A 25016-nucleotide genomic window follows, 5' to 3' on the forward strand; every position below is an offset into this window, starting at 1 on the left:
TCGCTGGGATTAGAGCCAGTTAGCGTAAATTTAAAGGACAGTTATGGACCCAACACTTGGCATGAAAGATGCAAAGACAAAGTTATGTTAATTGAAGATGTACCGCCTATGGATGAGGCAAAAGATCATAGGAGTGCTGGATGACAACGCTGTGTCTTGAGGTCGACCCTAACGCTGCCCCCTGCCTGCAAGAACAGCTGCGTAAAACGCTGTTAGAAGCCATTCGCACGGGCAGCTTACCCACCGATGACGCGCTCCCCTCCTGCCGCAAGCTTTCCCAACAGCTGGGTATTTCGCGAAATACGGTGGCCATTGTTTACGAAAAGCTGGTCGAAGATGGTTATCTGATTAGCCGGCCGCGTAGCGGTTATTACTTACACCCTGATTATAGTGAACCTCAATCAGCGCTTAACGCCTCTTTAACCGCGATGTCGGAAAGCATTAGCACCGCAACTGCTGCACCAAACTGGCACAAGCGTATTGCCCAGCGCCCTACTAACTACCAAGGGATACTTAAACCCGGCAATTGGTCGGAATATGCGTATCCGTTTATTTATGGCCAGTTAGATACACGCCTCTTCCCGCTCGCTCAATGGCGCGATATTTCCCGCCGGTTATTAAGTTCCCAACGCGATAAACCGTGGCTGCGCGACCGCATCGATCAGGATGACCCTTTACTCATTGAGCAACTGCGTAAGCGTATTTTGCCGCGCCGAGGCATTTTTGCCCGGCCGGAAGAGATACTCATCACCATGGGAACGCAAAATGCGCTCTACTTGATTGCGCAGCTGCTTTGCCACAGGGGAACCCGAGTAGCCCTGGAGTCGCCGGGTTACCGCGAGGCGATGAACGTATTTGCACAGCGCGGCGCCAGCCTGCAGTTCCAAACCGTGGATGCAGAAGGCATGCGCCTTGAGGGATCTAAGCAGTGTGACTATCTGTATGTAATGCCCAGCCACCAAGTACCCACGGGCGTGACCATGAGCCGCGCGCGACGCGAGGCGCTATTGGCCCAACTCCCCTACCGCGACCAAATCGTTATCGAGGATGATTACGACGCCGAGATTCACGGTGACCAGTTTGCGCTGCCAGCGCTTAAAGCCAGTGCCCATAGTGCACGAATTATCTACATGGGCAGCTTATCCAAGGCGCTGTCACCCGGCTTGCGTATGGGTTACGTGGTGGCAGATGCAGAGTTAATTGACGAGCTACGCGCACTGCGTCGCATGATGTACCGCCACCCACCCGCCGCGTTGCAGCACCAGCTGGCGCAGTTTATTTCCCAAGGCTATTACGAGCGCTATCTCAAACTGCATGTGGAAGAGATAGACCAGCGCCGCGACGCCATGCGCCTCGCCATTGAACAGGCCTTGCCTGGCTGCCGGAGCCACAGCAGCAGTCGTTCCAGCGCCTTCTGGATGGAAGCAGATGCGAGCATTGATACCCAGCGGTTGGCCTGGCATGCCGCCCAGCGAGGGGTACTGATTGAACCCGGCTTTCAACACTTCTTCGATGCCGCCCCGCCGCGGCGCTTTTTCCGCCTGGGATTTGGCGCTATCGAACGGGAGCGTATCGACCTTGGCATACAGCGCCTGGGCCTCGCCTACGATAACGCTTTATGTACTTGAGCAATTTATTAGCAGGGAGAGAACGCGTAGCTTTCAAACACGCGTTCAAGAATTGCCAAACCCTCTTTTACCTCGTCTGCCGACACAATGCACGGCGGCACGACATGAATGCGGTTCTCGACGGTAAACACCAGCAAGCCTTGTTCCATCAATTGCTGCTTGAGCTTCAGCACTTCTGTCCCAGGCAGCGGCGTTTTGCGTACCGGGTCGCTGACCAGTTCCAGAGCGTGAAATACGCCCAAGCCACGCCAGTCGCCTATCACCGCATGACGCTCGGCAAGCTGCTGCAACCCCTCTGCTAACAGGCCGTTACCGATTCTATCGGCATTTTCGACGATGCCTTCATCGTCCATGACATCGAGGGTTGCGACGATCGCCGCCATTGCCAAGGGGTGGCCGGAATACGTCAGCCCTCCGACAAAAAAGTGATCATCGAAGTAGTGTGAAATAGGCTCTGAAATAATCACGCCACCGGCGGGTACATAGCCAGAATTGACCCCTTTGGCGAACACAATCAAATCCGGCGCCATGTCGTAATGCTCAAAGGCAAACCAACGGCCCGTACGCCCAAATCCGGCCATCACTTCATCGAGAATCAGCACGATGCCGAACTCATCGGCGAGTTTCCTAACGCCCTGCAGGTAGGCCTTGGGAGGTAATAGCACTCCCGCAGTACCGGGAATGGTTTCGAGCAGAATGGCGGCGACGGCGTTGGCGCCTTCGCACTCAATCACCCGGCGTAAATGGGTTAACGCCCGATCACACTCTTCATCTTCATCCCGCGCCCAGAACTCGCTGCGATAGAGGTAGGGGTTGAAGAAGTGAACGTGACCGCTGGCATACTCGTTAGGTACGCGCCGCCAATCACCAGTGGCCGCAATCGCTGCACCGGTATTGCCGTGATAGGAACGGTAGGCAGACAGTATTTTGCTTCGCCCGGTATACAGCCGCGCCATGCGAATGGCGTTTTCATTGGCATCCGCGCCGGCATTGGTAAAAAACACCTTGCTAAAACCCGCGGGGGCTTTGGCAATAATACGCTTGGCCGCTTCGCCGCGAGCCAGGTTGGCATGGGCCGGCGCGATGGTGCACAGGCTTGCCGCCTGGGCCTGGATCGCACTGACCACTTTGGGGTGTTGATGGCCGATATTGGTATTGACAAGCTGGCTGCTAAAATCCAAATACGAACGTCCCGCATAATCCCAAACGCGGCAACCTTCAGCGCCTGCGACGACCATCGGGTCTAAACCACCCTGTGCAGACCACGAGTGAAATACGTATTGTCGATCCAGGCTGTGAACGTAGCTGTTATCCACATCGTTTATGGAATGACAAGAAGCAGCAATATCGGTATTCATGGCAAGCACCCTGATAAATTCTCTGTATTAACGTGTTTGTTAGCCTAGTGATATCTCCCCGCTACTCTATAGAGCCAGAGCTATCATGCGCGCAGGACAGCCAATGTCACAGAAGACAAGATGAACTGGCTCTAAGTACGTTGCTTCGCGCATTATAGAGTGGTGTCGTTTTTTGATCCCTAGGAGAACCATCATGCCAAGCGTATTGATTACCGGCGCGACATCCGGGTTTGGTAAAGCCGCCGCGCGGCGATTTGCCAAGGCGGGTTGGTCGCTGATTCTGACAGGGCGTCGCGAGGAGCGACTTGCTGAACTGGAAAGTGAGCTGGCGCTGCACGTCACCGTACTGACGATCCCCCTGGACGTTCGCGACAGCGACGCGGTCACCCAGGCGCTAGGTCAACTCCCCGACACGCTGCTGCCACTCACTTGCCTGATTAATAATGCTGGCCTGGCCCTCGCGCCTGAACCAGCCCAAAAGGTGGCGCTGGATGACTGGCACACCATGATCGACACTAACATCACCGGATTGGTCAATGTGACGCACGCTGCAATGCCCCACCTGTTGGCCGCCGGCAAAGGCGCCAGCATCCTCAACTTGGGCTCGGTAGCGGGGCAGTGGCCGTATCCGGGAGGGCATGTGTATGGGGCGTCAAAAGCCTTTGTTCAGCAGTTCAGTTACAACCTGCGTTGCGATCTGCAGGGCACCGGGGTGCGTGTGACCGACCTCGCGCCCGGCATGGCAGAAACCGAGTTCACACTGGTCCGCACCAAAGGCGATCAGGCGGCTTCCGATGCGCTTTATAAAGGCACCACGCCTCTGCAGGCCGAAGACATTGCCGAGCAGCTTTACTACCTGGCCACCCTGCCGCCACATATCAATATCAACCGACTTGAAATCATGCCGGTGCGCCAGGCATGGGCACCGTTTGCGATTGATCGCGACCCTGTCTAGGCAAGCCTTGCCGACTTCACTAACTCGATAGGTGAGACTTGATCACGCCCTTTGTCTTTGGCGAGATAAAGGGCGTGATCCACTCGCTTCATGATACTTTTGACCGATTCTTGAGGCTGAGCTTCAACCACACCAAAGCTCGCGGTGACGGGGCCTGAGACGGGGAAACTCGCGGTGTTAATCACCCGCCGTATCTTATCAGCGAGATGCACGGCGTTTTCAAGGGGTGTTTCGGGTGTCAAAAGCATGAACTCCTCGCCACCCCATCTGGCACAGTAGTCTGCTTGACGTAGATTGCCCTTCAGCAAATTAGCCAGTTCGACCAATACCTGATCGCCTACATCGTGACCATAGCCATCATTGATATCTTTAAAGTAATCAATATCCAGCATGATCAAGGAAAGGGGTCGTGCGTAGCGATCCTGCCGGCTGAGTTCGCTTTTTAAACTCGTATCGAATTGAGACCTGTTAACAAGCCCAGTCAGCATATCGGTGGTAGCGAGTCGCTTAAGCTGCGCCTCATTTTCCACTTGCTCGGTCACATCACGCTGTGTCAGTACCAACGTGATGGCATCGTGCTGATAGCCCCCCATTGCAGTAATGCGCCACTCAATGTGTCGACGCGATCCATCATGTTGGCGTGAGACCTCACGCCCACCAATGCCCTCAAAGTCGTGCTCGGCGTTAGTTTTCAACGCGTCGTCCAGTCGAGCAAGAATTTGCTGATTGGCCGCTTCTTGCTCAACCACATTGGGAGTAGCGCCCAACCACTCCTCTCGAGCCCCACCCCACAAGCGCTGATAGTCAGTATTGACGTCCAGGACTTGGACCCTGCGCGAGTCCCTAGCCATGCTTAAGATAGCCACCGCATGGCCAGGCGGCTTGCCTCCATCTTCAGGTCCTGGTCGCGCATAGTGCTGATACATACTATTTACTCATCCTTGAGCTTATGTTGCTCAACGTGCGTAGCGGCACCGACCCACTTTGAAAGGTTCACTCGGCGTAGCCACCGTGCTACCCAAAAAAATGACGGCATAATCGATAGCTTACTTGTGCTAACAATAGAATGATTTATCAATCATTAACATAACGTGGGTTATTCAAAGCTATATATGAAATCAGTGTGCTATTCGTTGACGATTCCCTAGCGAGGTCAGGGATTCATTATTGAGATGTTTGAATGGCGGTAGGATCCAAGCATTAGTTTACAGCCATCACGGCCAGTTTTTCAGAGCTGACGGTCGATGCCATTCAGGCGTTAGAAGCCCGGCAGAAAAAACGACAGGCTCAGCAAGCCTAAAATCAAAAAAGCTTCGAACCTGGGAGAGGTTCGAAGCTTTTAATAGCGCGCTTATTATCACTCCAGCGCTTAGTGCCTGATTTTTAAACGCCTACCGGTCCACCATCGCGCTTTTGAATCACCACGGTCGAGGCCCGAGGGCGTACCTGGCTGCTGGCGGCAACGGTGGCGTCTTGGGTCAGCGCGCTACCATCGGCGGGCCAATTGCTCGGATGCTGAATATTGATAAACAGCGCGGTTTTATCCGGCGTGGCAAATATGCCCGTCACTTCACAGCCGTTCGGCCCGACCGCAAAGCGCTTGAGTTGCTGCTGGTTGCTGTTGTTAATCACCGGACCGGTACCCTGGATGTCGTCCAAGCTATTGGGTACCACCGCAAGCAGCTGGTCGTTGGTGTATTCGCTCACGCCATCATGACTGTTATCGGTCTGAATCCAGAGAATCCCCTGGCCATCATCACGTTCGTCAAACCAGAGCCCGTCCGGACCGCCGAACTGGTTCATTTCGGTTAAGCCCGAGTGGTTATCCGCATCGTCAGCCGCCGCACCAAAGACAAACACTTCCCAGCGAAACGCATTCGGCAGGCGACTTTCACGCCAGCGAATAATGTGCCCCGTCTCGTTGTTGGCACGTGGATTGGCCGCATCGGTCGGGGCATTAACATAGCCTACACCGAGTTCGTCGATGTGCTCACCGCCGTTGGTGAAGGTAGGTGCCGTATCGGCTTCTTGACGCTGGCTATTATTGGTTAGCGTCAGGTAGACGTCACCTGAAGCAGTATCCACGGCGGCCCATTCAGGACGGTCCATCGGTGTTGCACCCATCAGATCTGCCGCATCGCAGGTATTGATAATCACACCGGCTAAATCGCTCTCTGCCAGTCCTAAGGCCGCTGCCAGCGTTCGGCCGTCCTGTGTTTGCGCATCAGGTGTAAGCGGAAGCCATTCACCGCTGCCGTCGGCGTGAAAGCGAGCCACATAGAGGGTGCCGTTATCCATATATTTATTGCCGATGGCGAGGCGGTCGTACACCTCACCCGGGCGGTTGGCATCGGCGGGATCCCAGGCCGCCTCGGAAACGTATTTATACACGTACTCGTTGCGGGCATCGTGGCCTGAATAGAACACCACTGGCTGACCAGCTTCCAGTTTGCCTAACCAGCAGCCTTCATGGCGGAAACGGCCCAGTGCCGTGCGCTTAACTGCCCGGGCATTGCTATAGGGGTCGATTTCGACCTGATAACCGAAGGTGCGCGCTTCATTACGGTAGTCATCCTCGGCGCGCTCACCGCGTGGTGTGATATTAAAGCGGGCAAACTCGTCGTTCTGCTCAGCGGTATCTCCCGCCGACGTTTCCCAGGCATAGCGACTCCGCTCGGTGGGAATACCGATGCGCGCGTCGTCCCGGAAACGCTCGCCAGTGTTGACAAACACATTGGCCCAGTTTTCCTCGCAGGCGATATAAGTGCCCCAGGGCGTTATCCCATGCCCACAGTTGTTATTGGTGCCACGGGTTTGTTGTCCAGTCGGTGAAAAATGCGTTTTGACGTAGTCACTGCCCGCCACGGGACCAGCCAGACCCATTTCCGTTGCGCTGGTAAAGCGTCGGTTATAGCGCGATCCCGGCACATGCGACCACTGTCCGTTGGCGCCTTTTTCGACCTCGACAATGGTGACACCGTGAGCATTAATCTCGGTGCGCGACTCCTCCACCGGGCGCTTACCTTCATCCGCGTTGGTGGGGCCACCCTGTGGTGCCCAGAGCGCATCCTGATCAATATATTCATGGTTTAGCGCCAGCAAAAAACGCCGTGAAGCATTTTCGGCATCCAGCGGAAAGGCATCCATACCATCGTGATGCATGCCCACGCTTTCTGCCTGACTTTGGGCGGTCATTGGCTGGTCAGATTGCCACGAATCACTTTGATTCAGCGGCGTGCCCCAGGGCACTAAGATCTGTGCAACATAGCCTTCCGGCACCACGACGGCATTGGTGAGTGACCCGTGAACCGCTTCAAACGCCAGTGTCAGGGGCTTTTTCTGAGCTTCGTCTGAGGCAAGCGCTTGAGCCGCACCGCCAAAACTTAGCATCGAGGCAGCCGCCACGCTCAAACCACCGCGCATTACATCGCGCCGGGATACATGGCGCGCTAATACATCGGCGAAAGGTTCGTTGCCGCTGTGATTAAACAGGCGATGATCTTCGATCTCTTTGCTCATTGTGGTCTCCCCCTGATCGTTTGTAAGTCAACGATTGAATGTTAGAAGACACTAAACAAGCTAAATGACAATACAATGGCAGAGTGCCTGCATTTAGATGAAGATTGTCTGTGTGGCAAAGCCGTGACATAAGTCCATACTTATTTAACACTCAGCACGATGACTTGATTGAAGCGTGCCTACCGGGAGCAATAATGAGACTGATCCGCCTCATGTGGGTCGTGCTGGCAGGGTTGAGTTTTAGCATCGGTGTCCTCGGCATTTTTCTGCCCCTGCTGCCTACCACTGTATTTATGCTAATGGCGGTTTACTGCGCCTCCAAAGGGTCGCCCCGCTTTGAGGCATGGATCCGTTCCCGCCACTATGTCGGCCCGCTGCTGGTCACCTGGGAGCAAGAACGTGCCATCTCCAGGCGTGGCAAGTTGGCGGCCGTTAGCATGATCGCGTTGAGCGCGCTGATTACCGGCTGGTCACTCGGCCCCGGTTGGACACGCTGGGGGGTGATAGCGCTACTGATACTGATTGCCCTTTGGCTCGCTAGCCGGCCAGAGCCATCCTCTTCGCCATAAATTGACAGTTGGTTTGCTCAACTCGCTCATTTTTCAAGCGACTCTGTAAAGCCCCCAACCAACTCTTTAAAGAGCTGTACAAATGCAGTTCAGCCTTTAGTCTTGGCGTACAGGATATTCACTCATGAGGCTACGCCATGTCTTCCACGCTTCCCGCTCGCGTCACACTTGAAGAACTTGCGCATTGGGCCGCACCACTGCCCGACGTAGAAGTACACGGACTTGATATGGGCTGGTACATCGTTCGCTTGCATCGGGATAACGCTGTCAGTTTGCTCACCGATCAGAATGGCGAAACGCAACGTTTTACCGGCACGCAATGGATTGGCCGTGCGCTGGTGCCGCTGGGTTTCACCCATGGCACGCTGACCTGGGCCGACGCCGCCGATGAAATGATTGGCACCGATGTGCCACCTGTGTCTGCTCAGCAGCGCATGGCCCATGGTGTTCGCGTAGCTTTTAACCAAGCCTGTCTATAAGATTGATAGAGCGCCATCAAGAGCTTTCAAGTGGCTGTGTTGACGATCAATTTGCCGAAGGATGGACGCTATGCGCGATGATGAAAAATACACCAATACCGAAGAACAGTTGCTTTATCTTCAAAAAAGCCTGGATGAAGAAGACGGTACCGCCCTGGAAGAGCTATTTTCCGAGCTGGACATCCTGGCCATTGCGCGCACCCTTGAATCTTTTCCCGCCAAAACCCGCGATCTGCTTTGGGAGTACATCCCTGCCGAGCTAATCGGCGAGGTGTTGGCAGAAGTCGATGAAGACATCCGGGCTGACTACATCGAAGATTTATCGGCCAGCGAAGTGGAGCAGATCGTCAAGGGCCTGGATGCCCAGGAAGTGGCAGAAGTACTGGACGTTGCTGACGAAGCCATCAAAACCAGCGTTTATGCCAGCCTGGACCAAGAAATTCGCGCCCAAGTAGAAAACCTGCATGCCTATGAAGATGACGTCGTGGGGCGCTACATGGACCCTGAGACGGTCAATGTAAAACAGGGCGTCTCGCTAGGGGCCGTGCAACGCTATATACGTATTCACCAACTGCTCGACGATGAATCCCAGCAGATCATGATCACGGATAAAGATAAGCGATTGCTTGGTACGCTTACGTTGATTGATTTAATCAAACAACCACAAAATGCCGTGGTTGATGACTATATGGATGATTTCTTTACCCTGAACGATCAAATGAAAGTCAGTGATGCAGCGGCATTATTGCGCTCCAAAGAACTGCCCTTTGTGCCCGTATGCGATAGCGATGGACTGTTGGTTGGGCAGCTGAACTCCGCCGATGTGTTGGAAATCACCCAAGATGACGCTGATATGACCTTGAAGCACATGTCGGGCGTCAGCGATGAAGAAGAAGTGTTCACCCCCATCCTGCGCAGTGCCAAAAGCCGCGGCATCTGGTTGGGTATTAATCTATTAACCGCATTTTTAGCCGCTTTCGTGATCGGTCAGTTCGAAGCGGTTCTCGATCAAATTGTGGCATTAGCCATCCTGATGCCTGTCGTTGCCAGCATGGGTGGTATTGCCGGTAGCCAAACCCTGACGGTCGTCATCCGCGGTTTGGCCCTGGGCCAGCTCGCGGGTAACAATAAACAGTGGTTATACAACAAGGAACTCTGGGTGGGCATGAGCAACGGTTTGGTGTGGGCCCTCGTCGTCGGGTTCATTTCCTATCTGTGGTTCAGTGACCTACTGATTACGCTGGTCATCACACTGGCCATTTTTATCAACATGAGTCTTGCCAACGTATCGGGGGTGCTGATTCCACTGGTGTTGAAAAGGCTGAAGATTGATCCTGCGCTGTCCGGCGCGGTGATTTTGACCACCGTTACCGATGTGGTCGGCTTTTTGTCCTTTCTGGGGCTCGCGACGTTGATTATTTTGTAATCAAGGAAGCTGAGACGACACTCTCTTCGCCCGCTAACGTTTATCTAATGCTATGCTGTTGTGCCCCGCTTCTGCGGGGCTTTTTATTGACCCTGATATCCGCGAACTGATAACCGAGAATTGAAAACCGAGAGAGGCGTATGCTCCCCGACTACTCCGTGATCGCCTGGCTGTTGATCGTATTTTCCGTGTACCTGACCGGCGTTTCAAAAGGCGGTTTTGCGGGGGGCTTTGGCACGCTTTCGGTGCCGTTGATGGCGCTGGCAATCAGCCCGGCCCAGGCAGCTGGTCTGTTGCTACCGCTGCTGCTGGTCATGGACGTGTTTGCGGTGAAGGCGTGGTGGGGCAGGCAGTCGAACGCGGAGGTTTGGCGCTTTGTGCCAGGGCTGTTTATCGGCGTGGCAGTGGGCACGTTGCTGTTTGACACCCTGAGCGAACAGGGCTTGCGCCTGACCCTGGGCATTATCACCTTGCTGTTCGCCGCTTACATGCTCCTCAAGCCCGTCGCCAAAAAGCCCATCTCTTCCCGCTGGGCACTGCCCGCGGCGAGTGTCTGCGGCTTCACCAGTTTTATGGCCCATGCGGGGGCGCCACCGCTGAACGTCTACCTGCTGCCGCGCAAACTGTCTAAAGAGACGTTTATCGCCACCTGCGCAGTGTCATTTGCGGTGGTCAACGTGATCAAGTTAGCGCCCTATATGTGGCTTGGCGAGATCAACGTCACCAGCGCCTGGGCATCGCTGCTACTGGTGCCCTTCGCCTGGATCGGGGTACGCAACGGCCTGTGGCTGCAAAGCCGTGTTAACGAAGCGCTGTTTTACCGCTTGGTAATTTTCGCCATGTTCTTGGTCGGCTTTAATCTGATTTGGCAGGCGCTGAGCTAGCGGTCCAACCACGCCGCCGCAAACTCATCGGCCGGCTTGGGCCGACCAAACAAAAATCCTTGCGCTTCAAGGCAGCCCATTTCGGCAAGCAGCGTGGCCTGCTCCTTATGCTCCACGCCCTCAGCCAGGGTTTTCATTCCCAAAGCATCAGCCATCGCAATGATGGTTTTCACAATGGCGCGATCATGCTGATTGTCGAGCATCTCGCGTACAAATGAGATGTCGATTTTCAGCGCGTCGGCGGCAAAGCGCCTTAGGTAGGCAAGCGACGAGTACCCGGTGCCAAAATCATCGATGAACAGCGCATACCCAGCAGCGCGCATCCTCTGGGTAATCTCTACCGCCTGGTCGGGGTCACGCATAAAGTCGCTCTCAGTGAGTTCCAGAGCCAATGCCGACGCGGGCACGCCTTGTGTCAGTTCGGCAATATGCTGAGCCAATTGTGGATCGGCAAACTGTTGTGCAGCGATATTAATCGACAGGCGCCCTGGCAATGCAGTGCCTTGTGATTGCCATTCGCGGAGCTGTCTGGCGGCCTCCGTCAGCACCCAGTCACCCAGCGCGCTAATCAGCCCGCGCTCCTCCGCAAGAGGGATGAATTCGCCTGGGCTGATCCAGCCCCAGTCGGGCTCGTACCATCGACACAACGCCTCAGCGCCCGCTAGTTGGCCGGTCTTCAGATTGACTTGAGGTTGGTAATAAAGCGCCAGACGATTTTCCATCAGGGCTTGGTGGAGCCGCTCGGTCATTTTCTGACGGCGGCGTTGTTGGCGCATCATGTCATGGCTGAACGGGCAGACGCTGCCATCGCGCTTAGCGTGGTGCAAGGCAATACTGGCCGCCTTGAACAGTTCGCCCGCCACCGTCGCATCCGCGGGGTAACAGGAGAACCCCACACTCACTTGCAGGTTGAATGCGTTATGACCCAGTTGGATGGTTTCAGCGACCGACTCGCGAAGGTTGTCCAGTGTTTCGGCCAATTCGGCCTCGTCAGGGTTATCCATTAGTATCGCGAATTCATCGCCGGATAAACGCGCCAGGGTACTGCTTTCAGGTATGGCATCCTGCAGGCGCCCTGCGATCGTCGCCAACAACTGGTCGCCTACCTGATGACCATGGGTATCGTTGATCTCCTTGAAGCGGCGGATGTCGAGCAGGATCAAGCTGAGTGATTGATGGAGCCGGGCAGCCCGGCGCAGCATCCGGGTTTGCACTTCCAGGAAGCGAACACGGTTGGCAAGCCCGGTAGTGCCGTCGATATACGCCAGTTGGTGCATACGACGCTGATCACGGCGGCGTTCTAACTCTGCCGCAGCACCGGTCGACAAAATGCGCAGCACGGAGGTCGCAAAGGCGTTGGTGGTGAGCGGCTCACGATAGAGCACCATCATCACACCAATGGCTTCGCCTTTGGCGTTATCGAGACGCCGACCTATCCAGGCCTGCGCCTGCATGCCCTTACCAGGTACCGGGGTGTACTCCCCATGATGGGAAACGGCCTCGTGCTCCCTCACCACCTGTTCGCAGGGTGAACCGCTCAGCGCGAAGGTCTGGTTGCTTAGGGGGGAACCGTCTGCAACAAGGCTTACCGTGGTAACCGTGCTCGCGGAGCGAGAGTGCTCACCAGCCGCTTGGGACGATCGGTCGAGCAGCGCGATAAAGCCACCGTCAGCCTCCAGCAATTCCACCAGCGTGCTGATCAACTGTTGAAAGTAATCGTCGCCAACGTGTGACGTAACCGTTGAGGCCACCTGCATAACCGCCTGCTGAACGCGCTGGGCTTCCTGGTTATCGGTCACATCAGTGATAAATCCTTCCAGGCAAACAACCTTGCCCGCCTCATCAAGTACCGCTTGACCTTGCTCCCACATCCAGCGGATTCGGCCATCGCGATGATGCAGCCGGTAAATCACCTGGTAAGGACGTCGACGACGAATGGCCGCCTGCACCTCGTCAAATACTCTCGGTGTATCGTCGGCATGAACAAGTTGGACAAAACTGGTGAGCTGGTTGTTGACGAGTTCATGGGGATGGTAACCGGTTAACTCTCGAACGCCCTGGCTGACCAATTCCATGGTCCAGTTCTCGTCGTTAAGGCAGCGGTACGCCATCCCCGGTAGGTGATTGAGCAGCGTATCCAGGCGCCGTTCGCTTTCCCTTGCCACCGCCTCGCTGGTCTTGAGAGCCGCCTCCGCCTGCTGACGTCCAAGCTCGGCACCGGCTTGCGCCGCCGCAATGCGCAACACCTCCCGGGCGAGGTCATCCAGCGTCATGGGAGCGTTTTTTAACAGCGCCAGCAGGCCAATCGTTCTCCCATCCGCTGCAAACAGCGGCAGGCCCATGTAACTATCGGCCCCCAGCTCCGCCAGTAAATGATCATCAGGAAAGCGCTGTTGCACATCGCAAGAGTACAAGCACGGCTCGCGCCCCAGAACGGTCTCACAGGGCGTGCCGGCCAATGGGTAGGCGACATTGGGAAGATGTTTCCCATTGGACCAAACCGCCAGTGTTTCGGCGACACTCGCATGTGGATCAATTTCGGCATCAACGCGAGCCACCAACGCATGATCCACGCCCAGTAAGATTGCCAGCCGCTCCACTAGCGTTGGGTAAAACTGTGGGGTGCCCGTTTGCCCCATCCCTTCAGCCAACTGCCGAAAAATATCGGCCGCTTCGATCCCCGTCTGCATTGGTTGTCTCGCTGCCCAGTTTGAATCAGCTTATAGTGAACCGTGTTGACGGTGAAGCCCTGACACTAAACGCTTGGCTCATATGCGCTGCGCCCGCCGAAGGCATTAGCTTGCTTTCCAACAATATAAGATGAAAAAAAGCAATTGGCCCTTTAAGCTAGCATGATAAAAGGAGCCGATATGACGGGCATCATTATTAGCGACAACACACATCATCTCGCCATACCGGCCCTGCCGGATTTTCTGCAGAGTGATTTGGACCAGTGCGCCAGACTGCCATCACTGCCAACGGTGGCGATCCGCGTTCTGGAAGTGGCGGGCTACCCCGATGCGACCCTGAATGATTATGCCAATGCCATCGAGCAGGATCCGGCGCTGACTTTACGTTTGATTTCGTTAGCCAATAGCGCTTTTTATGCCCGTCACCAAACAGAAACGCATTCATGTCGGGAGGCCACATCGCGACTTGGACTGGATGCCACGCTGGCCGCGGTGTTGAGTTTTAGCTTATGGCGTGACCGCCAGTCAGCAGATCAGATTCAGCGTATCTGGGGGCGCTCCATTGTGTCGGCCCTGGCAGCCCGCTCTCTTGCTGAACAGCTCTGCCCCGAAGAGGCAAGCTTTGTCTTTACAGCGGCGCTGCTCCAGGACATCGGCATGCTGGCATTGCTTGCGGCTTACCCCAAAGATGCCCATGACCTATACGCCAACACCACCTTTTCCCATGCGCAACTCAGTCGAGGCGAACACCTGCGCTTTGGCTGTGACCACTCATCGGTCGGCAGCTGGCTCGCCGCCAAATGGGGGGTACCCGTTTCGCTGGCCCAGGCGATTAATACCAGCCACGATGAGATTGGCACTCAAAAAGAGACGTACTTACTGTGCCTGCGTCTTTCAGGCCCTATCGCCGATACGTGGCTGTCGGCCAACCCCAGCCAAGCGTTGGCGACACTGTTGCGTCAGCTTAGTCCGGTAGTGACCACGCCGACTATTTCGCTTAGCGACTTACTGAACAACGTCCAATCCCAACTGCCACTTTTAACCCATCTTTTCGAACTCACCGTCCCCTCCTCGCACGATACCGAAGGGTTGATCATCCAGGCGCAGCAGTTACTCTTTCAGCAAACATTGGCACTCAACGCCCGGTTGAACGCCCAACAGCAGGAGATCGATGAGCTCCAGCAACGCCAAACCGAACTGGAGGAACGTAGCCGACGGGATCCACTCACCGGCCTTGCCAATCGCGCCTGGCTGGAAGAACAGCTTCACAAACGGTTTGATTACTGCCTGAAGCACGACCGCACCATGTCAGTGGTGTTTATCGACCTGGATCATTTCAAGAAGCTTAATGATCGCTTTGGCCACCAAACCGGCGATCGCGTGCTGGAACGCTTTGGCCGCGTGCTTGGCTCACTGGTTCGCGAGGGGGATTTAGCAGGCCGCTATGGGGGTGAAGAATTTTTGATACTTCTGCCCGATGAGTCGGCCAAGGGAGCGCAACGCTTCGCCAAACGGATTGCCAAGCGCCTTGCCGAAACGCCCATGGAAACAGTTGATGGCAAACCGCTTTTCGTATCGGTGTCTATCGGCATTGCCTGTCTTAGCGACGGCGGCTTTGGCAACGGCAGAGAGCTCATCGATGCCGCCGACCAGAGCATGTACTTCATCAAGCGCAATGGACGCGGCGGCATTTCCCTTTATGGTCACTAACGATTCATTGCGTAGGGCCCAGGGTTAGCGATTCATCGCGTAGGGTAAGTACAACGCAATGCTCGGGAAAAGGTGCATCAAGGCAACGGCCACCAGCATCAATAAAAAGAACGGTAGCGTCGCTTTGGTAATGGTCAAGATATCCTTTCCTGTAAGGCCTTGTATAACGAAAAGATTAAAGCCCACGGGCGGGGTGATTTGCGACATCTCGACCACAATCACTAGGTAAATACCGAACCAGATCAGGTCAAACCCGGCCGCGCTTACCAATGGCATGATGATCGAGGTGACCAGCAGAATCAGCGAAATGCCGTCCAGAAAGCAGCCCATCACCAGTAATAGCACCGTTAGCGCCAATAGCAACATGGTGGGCGACAGTCCCATTGCCCCAATCGCTTGCGCCAACTTCATCGGCACCTGGGTAAACCCCATGGCCGAGGTAAGAAACGACGCCCCGGCGATAATAAAGGCAATCATGCATGCCGTGCGCACCGCCGCGAAAAGCGAGGACTGAAATATCTCGCGGTTGAAATGCCCATTCGAGCGAGCAATCAACATCGATAGCACCACCCCGACCGCCGCCGCCTCGGTGGGCGATGCCAAACCGCCGTAGATCGACACGATAATCCCGCCAATCAACAGCAGAATGGGAATCAGCGACCAGGTATTACGCAGTTTTTCGGCAAAACTCATGCCGGACTCGTCCTGGCCAGTGAGGCCGCGGCGGTTGCCTTTGAGTAGCGACCATAACACCAGATAACCCATAAACATCGCCAGAATCATAAGGCCAGGGCCAATGCCCGCCATAAACAAACGCGATATGGATTGCTCGGTCACAACACCGTAGACGATCAACACAATGGAGGGGGGAATCAACAACCCAAGCGTCGAGGCGCTGGCCAGAGTACCGATGGCCATCTGCGGGTCATAACCCCGCCGTTCAAGCTCCGGCAAGGTCATCTTGCCCACCGTGGCACAGGTGGCCGCCGACGAGCCACAGACCGCCGCAAACATGCCGCTGCCGATGATATTGGTGTGCAGCAAGCGCCCGGGGAAACGATTTAGCCAGGGCGAAAGCCCACGAAACATATTGTCGGCAAGCCCCGAGCGGAACAGGATCTCCCCCATCCAGATAAACATCGGCAGCGCGGTGAGATCCCACCCGTAACTAGCCCCCCAGAAATCGGACGCCAGCACCGGGCCAGGTTCAAAGGTGCTGAACATGGAAAGCGCTATCCAGGCGGTGCCAATCAGTGCAAAGGCAATCCAAACGCCGCTGCCCAATAGCACGAGCAGGGTCAAAATGGTCACGACACTAAGTAGTAGCACAGGGCATCTCCCACAGGCTCAGGGGTCGTTACGTTCTTCACGGGCCATGACCTCGCGAAAGCGTGAGGGATCCTTGAACGCCAAGCGTAACGCCATCAGCAGCGCCTCGATCAATGCCAGACACAGCAAGGCAACGCCGGTCACCAACACGACTTGCGGAATCCACAGCGGAATCGATAAAAAACCTGAGGAAACATCGTTATAGGCGATGCTTTCTTGAATCAGCGCCGTCAGCTCATAGCAAAGCAGCAAGCTCAGCATGATGGCCACGACCAGACCAAACACCTCAAACCATACCCGTAACGCTGAGGGCAGTCGTGTAATCAGCAACGTCACCCGAATATGCGCGTGATGAACGAAGGTGTACGCCAAGCCTAGAAAGGTAGCACCTACCAGCAGGTAAGATGCCATTTCAGAGACACCGGTGATGCCGATGTTTAGCCGCGCGATACCGACCATGACCAGTAGCGCATCGACCAACCGAGAAAACACCTGCGTCGCGATCAGCGCGCAAATCGCGATCATACAAAGCGCAGCACCCCAAGCCCCCAGGCGATAGAGCTTATCGAATTTGAACGTCATGGGTTGGGCCTCTTGACGCACCAAGCGGTGCAAAGGCTCGGCCTCTGCACCGCTTGATCAGTTCTATCAATCGTCGAGTTGATCACGGTACGACTCAAGCGCTTCCTTGGCCTGGTCGTCAGCCCGTGATTCCCAATCGGCAAACAGTTCGTCACCCGCTTCCTGCAGTGCCTCTGACACTACATCGTTGGGTTCGGAAACGGTGATGCCGTTTTCTTTCAGTATCGCCAGGCTTTCCTGGTTATCTTCCCGGCTCATTTCCCAGCCGCGTTTTTCAGCTTTCTCGGCCGCTTCCATTAACGCGTCTTGAGTGTCTTCGTCCAACTGGTCAAAGCTGCGCTGGTTGATAAACACAATGTTTTTGGGCAGCCAGAGGTTGGCATCGGTGTAATGCGAGACGTAATCCCAGGCAGCCATTGAATTACCCGTGGAACTCGAGGTAATCATGGCATCCACGCGGCCAGTGCTAAACGCCGTGGGGATGTCGGACTCTTCCGTTTCAGTCGGGCTGCCACCCAGATTTTCGATAAACCGCTGGGTATTGATATTGGGGGCCCGCACGCGCAAGCCATCAAACTGATCCGGATCGGTCAGTTCTTCAGCGGTATAGATACCCTGAGCAGGCCAGGCCACCGCGTAAAGCGGGATCAGGCCTTCTTCCTCAAACAGGTCACTGATCATCGGCTTGGTGGCTTCCCAAAGCGCATAGGCGTCGTCGTAGCTTCCGGCCACACCAGGCAATGTATCCACCTCAAAAATCGGGTTTTCATTGGAGAGTACCGAGAGGAATATCTCCCCCGCGGCAATGGTGCCACGGCGTACCGATGGCTTGATCTCACCGTGAGAAACGAGGGCTCCACCGCTTTGCACGTTAATGGTCAAGTCCCCATCCGTTGCTTCGGCAACGTCTTCGGCGAACTGCTTGGTGTTTTGGGTATGGAAACTGGCATCGCCATAGGGCGTCGCCATGGTCCATTCGGCGGCCTGAGCGGTCGCAGCGATGCTACATGCCGTGACCAGAAGCAGCGGCGTTGCAATGCGGGTACGCATGATAAAGCCCTCGTATTGATAGGTTAGTACCGTGCTGAGTTGCTGCACGCTTGACGGAGGCGGTGCTTTTTCATCACCTTTAAACCTATAGCCTAGTGTCGTTGATAATCTTATGAGATTTTGTCGTCAACCTTTTTTCCACGACATAACAGCACGATAGATAGCGTCTTAAGGAGTAACGTCACCAAAAAGCTTGGCAGTGCCGCCAACGACTTCATATATTGGATAGATGATTGATCACGTTTTTCTTTGATGACCATAGTTCTTCGATAACCATAGGAGGCCGTATGCCCCTCCCGCTTCTCAACTGCGACATGGGTGAAAGCTTTGGCAACTGGTCGATTGGCCTGGACGATGAGGTGATGCCCTTTGTTGACTGTGCCAACATTGCCTGCGGCTATCATGCCTCCGACCCCCACGTGATGCGCCGCACGGTCAAACTCGCGGCTCAGTACGGCGTGCGCATTGGCGCGCACCCTGGCTACCCTGACCTGATGGGCTTTGGTCGCCGCTCCATGGCCTGTTCGCCAAGCGAGGTCGAGGATATCGTGCTCTATCAGATTGGCGCTCTGGCGGGTATCTGCCAGGCAGAGGGTACCCAACTGAGCTACATCAAACCCCACGGCGCACTCTACAACGATATGGCGGCCAACCCTGAGCTGCTTGAAGGGGTGATGCGCGCCGTGCATGCCTATGACCCCGGCCTGCCGCTCATGATCATGGCCACTGCCAACCCCGAACCGCACCGCGAGTTAGCCGCCAAACTGAGGGTCACCCTGTGGTTTGAGACCTTTGCCGACCGGGCCTACGAAGCCAACGGTCATCTGGCCTCGCGGCGCCTGCCCGATGCCGTTCACCACGACCAGGCCACGATCGTCGACCAGGCCGTCATGCTCGCCAAAGGCGAACCCCTCACCGCCCGCGACGGAACCTCGCTGTCGTTACCCTGCGATACCCTTTGCGTTCACGGCGACAACCCCGAGTCTGTCGCCGCCGTGCGCGCCATTCGCGATGCGTTTAGTACTCTGGGGTCAGCGTGAAGTTGCGTATTGAAACAGCCGGGATGGAAGCCCTGATGGTACGCCTGTTCGATACCATCGACGTCAGCAACATGGCCTGGATTCTGGCGGCTGACCACGCGCTGCGCGATGCTTTTGGCGAGGCGCTGGTCGATTTGATGCCGTCATACACCACGCTGTTGCTGCATTACGATTGTCGAAAGCTCAGCCACCTCGAAGCCCAGGCTCGCGTTCAAGACGCCCTGACAAACCTGACACCCGCCGATACCCAGCAAGGCCAGCGCCATGAAATTCCCGTGTGGTACGACGAGAGCGTTGGGCCGGATCTTGCGCGGGTGGCAAAGCGCGCGGGCATCAGCGTTGCCGAGCTTATTGAGCAGCACTGCCAAGACGACTACTGCGTGTTCGCGCTGGGCTTTGCGCCGGGGTACGGCTTCATGGGTTTGGTGGATGACACTATTGCCACGCCGCGACTCACTACCCCCAGGCGTCACGTAGCCGCGGGAAGCGTAGGCATCGCAGATCGCCAAACGGCCATTTACCCACTGCCTTCACCCGGCGGGTGGAACTTGCTGGGCCGCACGGCGGTGCCGCTATTCGAACACGCCAAACGCGGCGAGCCGCTATTGCGCCCAGGCGACAGCGTACGCTTTAGGTCAATCTCCCGCGACGAGTTTGAGGCCCAGGGTGGCGATACTACGCCGATGGAGGAGCGCTCGTGAGCCAGGCATCATTAGTGGTAAAACAGGCGGGGCCGCTGGCATTGATTCAAGACGCGGGACGCTTTGGCGTGGGTCATCTGGGCGTCACCCAGGGCGGGGCCGCCGACTGGATCGCGTTTTATTGGGCCAACTGGCTACTGGGCAATCCACTCAACAGCGCTGCGCTGGAAATCGTCATGGGGGGTGGCTTGACGCTGGAAGCCGAGGGCGAGGTAACCTTGGCGCTGACCGGCGCCGACCTGGCCGCCACTCTTGACGGCGAACCGCTCGCCCCCAACGCCAGCGTAACCCTGCGCTCAGGGCAGCAGTTGATCTTTCAGCAGCCACGCCAGGGCCTGCGCGCCTACCTCGCCTTCCCCGGCGGCCTGGAGGCACCCGAAGTTCTCGGCAGCCGCTCGTGCACGGTTCGCGAGCAGCTAGGCGGCCTGCAGGAAAACGGCCAGCCGCTCAAGGCGGGCGAGCATTTGACCTGGCAGGGACATACCCATCAGCCGCGCACGCTGCCTGACAATCTGGCCCCGCGCATGCCTACGTCCGGCTGCCGCCTACCCATGGTGCTGGGTTCGCAGGTGGCGAGCTTTTCGGGTAACAGCCTGTACCAGGCATTTAATACGCCCTGGCAGGTCGATAACCGCGCTGACCGCATGGGCGTTCGCCTGACCGGACCGGTGCTTGGCGGCACGCTAAAGGGTATCGTGTCGGAAGGCATACCGCTGGGCGCCGTACAGGTGCCCCCCGACGGCCAGCCCATTGTGTTGATGAACGACCGCCAGACCATTGGCGGTTACCCGCGTCTGGGGGCGTTGACGCCATCCGCCTGTGCCGCGCTTGCCCAGTGCTTGCCCGGTACTCAGGTATGGCTGACGCCGGTCAGCGCCAGCCAGGCCCAGGCCGATTACCGTCGGCAATTCGCCCACTGGACCTCCGATTAGGCCGCGTTAAGCGGCATGGCGGGGCCGAAGTGCTCATAGTGTCGATGCGAATCCGCCACGCCCAGCTTCTTCAACGCCTGCTCGACGCCTTCCATCATGCCGTGGGGACCAACGAAATAGCAGTGCGCCCCTGCGGGTAAGTAATCGGCAAGCAGCGCCTGATCGACCCGCCCTTGATGATCGCCCGCAGCGCTTTGCTCGAACACGGTAACCAGCTTGAACTGCGCCGGGTAGGCCTTTTCGAGCGCCCGTAGCTCGTCGGCAAAGGCCCAATGCGCAGGCGTTTGCGCCGCGTGCAGATACACGACCCGGCGGCCCTGGCCAAGTGCCTGTTTGGCCATCGGCAGCAGCGGTGTCTGACCCACTCCGCCGCTGATCAACATCAGCGGAGCGTCACCCGGTACCAGCGTCATCTCGCCCGCGGGTGGCAACAGCTCGACCACCCCGCCATCCGCCAGTTGATCGTGAAAATAACGGCTTACGCGACCGTCGCTCTCGCGCTTGATAGACACCCGATAAGCGCGCCCATTGGGCGTGGCCGACAGGCTATAGTGACGGTGCACCGGCTCCCCGTCGATGGTTACCTTGACGCCGATATATTGCCCAGGCGCATGCGCCGCGACGGGGCCACCGTCCTCGGGTTCGAGAATAAACGAGCGAATCACCGCGCTTTCCTGCTGGCTATCTGCCACGCGGAAACGCCGCGTGCCGCGCCAACCACCCACGCGTTGCTCAAATTCCTGGTAGCGGTTTTCTTCCAGCTCGATCAATAAATCGGCAAGCTCCTGATAGAGCGCTCCCCAGGCATCGGCGATCTCGGGAGTAACCGCATCGCCCAACACCTCGCCGATCGCCATCATCAGGCACTCACCCACAATCGGATACTGCTCGGGCAAAATACCCAGCGATACGTGTTTGTTGACCACCGTTTCGAGCGTTTGACGCGCATTGTCAGGATCTTTACGCAGGCCCACGTAGGCCAGCACCGCCCCTGCCAGTGCTCGGGGCTGGGCGCCGTTTTGCTGATGAACCTGATTGAACAGCGGCTTGACGCTTGGGTAGCGTTCAAACATCAGCGGGTAAAAACGTTGGGTAATGGTATTCAAGTGTTCAGCCACGACGGGGGCGGTGGCGGCAATTAACGCTTCCTGGTCTTGGGTAAGCATGGTGAGCCTCGCTGATTGAGTGATATGGGCAACGTTTTTATTAAAGTAGTATCTATAATACATCTTTAGGCGTTGCCGCCAATCCTCAGCGACAATCTGTCACATCACTCGGCTCGCCGGGCCTGACAGCTTGTCTTGGGCGCGCTTCGCCTGGGCCTCAATTCACCGTACAATGGTGGTTTGAGCGATCGCCCTTCGACCCGCCGCGGACTGCCTATGCACCTGACCAGCTTTACCGATTACTCCATTCGCGTGCTGCTCTATCTAGCGGTAAAGGGCGAGGAACGCGCAACGATCGACGAGATCGCCTCGATGTATAAGGTGTCGCGCCATCACGTGATGAAAATCGTCCAGGAGCTCAACCAGAAGGGCTACCTCACCGCCATCCGCGGCAAGCACGGCGGCCTTTGGCTGAAGCGCGACCCTGCCAGCATTAAACTCGGTGCGCTGGTGCGCGATACCGAGTCTGAATTTGGCTTGGTAGAATGCTTTCGCGACAAAAATGCCTGCGTGATCACGCCCGCCTGCCGCCTGCCGCCGGTGCTCAATGAGGCGTTGGAGGCGTTTTTTGCGGTACTGGATCGCTACACCCTGGCAGACCTACTGGAGGACCGTTTGCCGCAGCTACGCCAGCTACTGCGTATACCAGCGGTTAACGTGGCGACCTAGACCGCCGAAAAGAGCAGGCACTAGCGCAAAAAAAAAGGCGCTGCCCGAGGGCAGCGCCTTTTTTCGATGATGGGGTCGCTTACACGTCGAAGCGATCCGCGTTCATCACTTTCGTCCAGGCGGCGACGAAGTCATTCACAAACTTCTCGTCGTTATCGTCCTGGGCGTAGACTTCCGCGTAGGAACGCAGCAGCGAGTTGGAACCGAACACCAAGTCAACGCGCGAGGCGGTCCACTTGACGGCGTCCGTTTTGCGATCACGGATTTCGTAAGTGTTGTTGCCTGCTGACTTCCAGGCGTTACCCATATCGGTCAGGTTAACGAAGAAGTCATTGGTCAACTGGCCTTCGCGGTCGGTAAATACGCCATGCTTGGTGCCACCGAAGTTGGTGCCCAGCACGCGCATACCACCGAGCAGAACGGTTAATTCCGGTCCGGTCAGACCCATCAACTGCGCGCGGTCGAGCAGCATTTCTTCTGGCTTAACCACGTAATCTTTCTTCTGCCAGTTACGGAAACCGTCGGCCAGCGGTTCGAGCGGCGCGAAGGAATCTCCATCGGTCATCTCGTCGGTGGCGTCGCCGCGACCTGGCGTAAAGGGTACGAGCACCTCATAACCAGCCGCTTTAGCCGCTTTCTCGATACCTACGCTGCCGCCTAGCACGATCACATCGGCAATGCTGGCACCCGAGTCGGCCGAGATTTTTTCGTACACTGCCAGCACCTTGGCCAGGCGCTCTGGTTCGTTGCCCGCCCAGTCTTTCTGCGGAGCGAGACGAATACGCGCACCGTTGGCACCGCCGCGCATATCAGAACCGCGATAGGTCCGCGCGCTATCCCAGGCAGTCGTGATCATGTCGCTCTGGCTGAGACCGCTTTCAGCAATCTGCTTTTTGACCTTCTCGACAGAGTAATTAGTGTTACCCGCCGGGATGGGGTCCTGCCAGATCAGATCTTCGTCGGGCACTTCCGGGCCGATGTAGCGTGATTTCGGCCCCAGGTCGCGGTGGGTCAGCTTGAACCACGCCTTCGCGAACGTCGTCTTGAAGTATTCCGGGTCAGCCATGAATTTTTCACAGTACGCCCGGTAAGTCGGATCCATCTTCATCGCCATGTCCGCATCGGTCATGATCGGGTTATGACGGATCGACGGGTCGCTGGCATCGACCGGCTTGTCTTCTTCCTTGATGTTCACCGGCTCCCACTGATTCGCGCCAGCTGGGCTTTTCCTGAGTTCCCATTCGTAGCCAAACAGCAGATCAAAGTAACCCATGTCGAACTTGGTAGGATTCGTGGTCCATGCGCCTTCGATACCCGACGTGACGGCGTTACTCGCCTTGCCGTCCATGTGGGGGTTGCCCCAACCGAAGCCCTGATTCTCAACATCTGAAGCTTCAGGCTCGGCATCCAGCGCAGAGGCATCACCATTACCGTGACACTTGCCCACGGTGTGACCACCGGCGGTCAGCGCCGCGGTTTCTTCGTCGTTCATCGCCATGCGAGCGAAGGTTTCGCGGATATGTTGGCCGGTTTTAATCGGGTCAGGCTGGCCGTTAACGCCTTCAGGGTTAACGTAGATAAGCCCCATCTGGACGGCTGCCAGCGGGTTTTCCATGGTTTCGGGGGTATCGACATCTTCATAACGCTCGTCAGAAGGCGCCAACCATTCTTTCTCATCACCCCAATAGATGTCTTTTTCCGGCTCCCAGATATCGGCACGGCCAAAGGAGAAACCATAGGCCGGAAGCCCCATGGATTCATAGGCGACGGTACCTGCCAGGATAAACAAGTCTGCCCAGCTTATTTTGTTGCCGTATTTTTTCTTGATCGGCCATAGCAAACGGCGAGCTTTATCAAGGCTGGTGTTATCGGGCCAGGAGTTCAACGGGGCAAAGCGCTGGCTACCTGCACCACCGCCACCGCGACCGTCAGCAATGCGGTAGGTGCCTGCCGCGTGCCAGGCCATGCGAATCATCAAACCGCCATAGTGGCCCCAATCGGCCGGCCACCAGGGCTGGCTGTCGGTCATCAGCGCGTGAACGTCCTGCTTGAGCGCGTCAAAGTCGAGCTTTCTGACTTCTTCCCGATAGTTGAAATCGGGGTCCATCGGGTCAGATTTACGATCTTGCTGGTGCAGGATATCTAGGTTGATGCCTTCCGGCCACCAGTCCTTATTGGACGTGCCTGTGGAGGTGTTGCCTCCGTGCATAACTGGACATTTTCCGCTCATATCTCTCCCCTCATTGCTTTTCGGGCTTGGTAAGACCCAAGCCGAACATCGGTGGTTGCTCGCTAGCCTCTGTCGGGCCCCGCAAGCACCCTATGTGTC

The 25016-nt window shown here is 56.6% G+C and carries 20 protein-coding genes; 11 read left to right on the forward strand and 9 right to left on the reverse strand.

Annotation, left to right across the window (positions count from 1 at the left end; all coding sequences use genetic code 11):
- Positions 1-140: 140 nt before the first annotated feature.
- Complete coding sequence (gene pdxR, locus HXW73_RS15985) at positions 141-1628, forward strand: MocR-like pyridoxine biosynthesis transcription factor PdxR (protein WP_186254024.1); 1488 nt, start codon at positions 141-143, stop codon at positions 1626-1628.
- Between the two features lie 8 nt (positions 1629-1636).
- On the opposite strand, the gene HXW73_RS15990 is transcribed toward pdxR, so the two are convergent.
- Positions 1637-2986 (reverse strand): aspartate aminotransferase family protein, encoded by a 1350-nt coding sequence (locus tag HXW73_RS15990; protein ID WP_186254025.1) that lies wholly within the window; start codon positions 2984-2986, stop codon positions 1637-1639.
- Between the two features lie 193 nt (positions 2987-3179).
- Between HXW73_RS15990 and HXW73_RS15995 the strand changes: the two genes are divergently transcribed.
- Positions 3180-3941, forward strand: a complete 762-nt coding sequence (locus HXW73_RS15995) for an SDR family NAD(P)-dependent oxidoreductase (RefSeq protein WP_186254026.1) — start codon at positions 3180-3182, stop codon at positions 3939-3941.
- On the opposite strand, the gene HXW73_RS16000 is transcribed toward HXW73_RS15995, so the two are convergent.
- On the reverse strand, positions 3938-4867 hold the full coding sequence (locus HXW73_RS16000; RefSeq protein ID WP_186254027.1) for a sensor domain-containing diguanylate cyclase: 930 nt from the start codon (positions 4865-4867) through the stop codon (positions 3938-3940). The two genes, HXW73_RS15995 and HXW73_RS16000, sit on opposite strands and share 4 nt — an antisense overlap.
- A 457-nt stretch (positions 4868-5324) precedes the next feature.
- Entirely contained in the window at positions 5325-7460 is a 2136-nt protein-coding gene (locus tag HXW73_RS16005) for a PhoX family protein (RefSeq protein WP_186254028.1), read from the reverse strand.
- Between the two features lie 194 nt (positions 7461-7654).
- On the opposite strand from HXW73_RS16005, the gene HXW73_RS16010 reads away from it, so the two are divergent.
- From HXW73_RS16010 to HXW73_RS16025, 4 genes are all read left to right on the forward strand, one after another.
- On the forward strand, positions 7655-8029 hold the full coding sequence (locus HXW73_RS16010) for a YbaN family protein (protein ID WP_240538658.1): 375 nt from the start codon (positions 7655-7657) through the stop codon (positions 8027-8029).
- 137 nt (positions 8030-8166) lie between these two features.
- Positions 8167-8508 (forward strand): DUF6482 family protein, encoded by a 342-nt coding sequence (locus HXW73_RS16015; RefSeq protein ID WP_186254029.1) that lies wholly within the window; start codon positions 8167-8169, stop codon positions 8506-8508.
- A gap of 70 nt (positions 8509-8578) precedes the next feature.
- On the forward strand, positions 8579-9934 hold the full coding sequence (gene mgtE / locus HXW73_RS16020; protein WP_186254030.1) for a magnesium transporter: 1356 nt from the start codon (positions 8579-8581) through the stop codon (positions 9932-9934).
- Between the two features lie 140 nt (positions 9935-10074).
- Positions 10075-10818 carry a sulfite exporter TauE/SafE family protein gene (locus HXW73_RS16025; protein WP_186254031.1) on the forward strand — a complete coding sequence of 248 codons (744 nt, stop codon included), beginning with the start codon at positions 10075-10077 and terminating at the stop codon, positions 10816-10818.
- Here the strand turns inward: HXW73_RS16025 and HXW73_RS16030 are convergent.
- Complete coding sequence (locus tag HXW73_RS16030) at positions 10815-13508, reverse strand: bifunctional diguanylate cyclase/phosphodiesterase (protein ID WP_186254032.1); 2694 nt, start codon at positions 13506-13508, stop codon at positions 10815-10817. The genes HXW73_RS16025 and HXW73_RS16030 overlap by 4 nt on opposite strands.
- Positions 13509-13688: 180 nt before the next feature.
- Here HXW73_RS16030 and HXW73_RS16035 point away from each other — a divergent pair, with 180 nt between their 5' ends.
- Entirely contained in the window at positions 13689-15218 is a 1530-nt protein-coding gene (locus HXW73_RS16035; RefSeq protein WP_186254033.1) for a sensor domain-containing diguanylate cyclase, read from the forward strand.
- A gap of 24 nt (positions 15219-15242) precedes the next feature.
- Here the strand turns inward: HXW73_RS16035 and HXW73_RS16040 are convergent, their stop codons facing one another.
- From HXW73_RS16040 to HXW73_RS16050, 3 genes are all read right to left on the reverse strand, one after another.
- On the reverse strand, positions 15243-16547 hold the full coding sequence (locus HXW73_RS16040) for a TRAP transporter large permease (RefSeq protein ID WP_186254034.1): 1305 nt from the start codon (positions 16545-16547) through the stop codon (positions 15243-15245).
- A gap of 18 nt (positions 16548-16565) precedes the next feature.
- Positions 16566-17129, reverse strand: coding sequence for a TRAP transporter small permease (locus HXW73_RS16045; RefSeq protein WP_186254035.1), 564 nt, complete (start codon positions 17127-17129; stop codon positions 16566-16568).
- A gap of 66 nt (positions 17130-17195) precedes the next feature.
- Complete coding sequence (locus HXW73_RS16050; protein WP_186254036.1) at positions 17196-18179, reverse strand: TRAP transporter substrate-binding protein; 984 nt, start codon at positions 18177-18179, stop codon at positions 17196-17198.
- A gap of 287 nt (positions 18180-18466) precedes the next feature.
- Between HXW73_RS16050 and HXW73_RS16055 the strand changes: the two genes are divergently transcribed.
- The 3 genes from HXW73_RS16055 to HXW73_RS16065 are packed head-to-tail and all read left to right on the forward strand — an operon-like array spanning position 18467 to position 20852.
- On the forward strand, positions 18467-19219 hold the full coding sequence (locus HXW73_RS16055) for a 5-oxoprolinase subunit PxpA (RefSeq protein ID WP_186254037.1): 753 nt from the start codon (positions 18467-18469) through the stop codon (positions 19217-19219).
- Entirely contained in the window at positions 19216-19920 is a 705-nt protein-coding gene (gene pxpB / locus HXW73_RS16060; RefSeq protein ID WP_186254038.1) for a 5-oxoprolinase subunit PxpB, read from the forward strand. Before HXW73_RS16055 ends, pxpB begins: the two co-directional genes overlap by 4 nt.
- Positions 19917-20852 (forward strand): 5-oxoprolinase subunit C family protein, encoded by a 936-nt coding sequence (locus HXW73_RS16065; protein ID WP_186254039.1) that lies wholly within the window; start codon positions 19917-19919, stop codon positions 20850-20852. Before pxpB ends, HXW73_RS16065 begins: the two co-directional genes overlap by 4 nt.
- On the opposite strand, the gene hmpA is transcribed toward HXW73_RS16065, so the two are convergent.
- Entirely contained in the window at positions 20849-22018 is a 1170-nt protein-coding gene (gene hmpA, locus HXW73_RS16070) for an NO-inducible flavohemoprotein (RefSeq protein ID WP_186254040.1), read from the reverse strand. The two genes, HXW73_RS16065 and hmpA, sit on opposite strands and share 4 nt — an antisense overlap.
- 216 nt (positions 22019-22234) lie before the next feature.
- Here hmpA and HXW73_RS16075 point away from each other — a divergent pair, with 216 nt between their 5' ends.
- Positions 22235-22687, forward strand: coding sequence for an Rrf2 family transcriptional regulator (locus HXW73_RS16075; RefSeq protein ID WP_186254041.1), 453 nt, complete (start codon positions 22235-22237; stop codon positions 22685-22687).
- Between the two features lie 79 nt (positions 22688-22766).
- Here the strand turns inward: HXW73_RS16075 and katG are convergent, their stop codons facing one another.
- Entirely contained in the window at positions 22767-24917 is a 2151-nt protein-coding gene (gene katG, locus HXW73_RS16080) for a catalase/peroxidase HPI (protein WP_186254042.1), read from the reverse strand.
- Positions 24918-25016: the final 99 nt, after the last annotated feature.

Origin of the sequence: Halomonas sp. SH5A2, from assembly GCF_014263395.1 — a bacterium.
GTDB lineage: Bacteria > Pseudomonadota > Gammaproteobacteria > Pseudomonadales > Halomonadaceae > Vreelandella.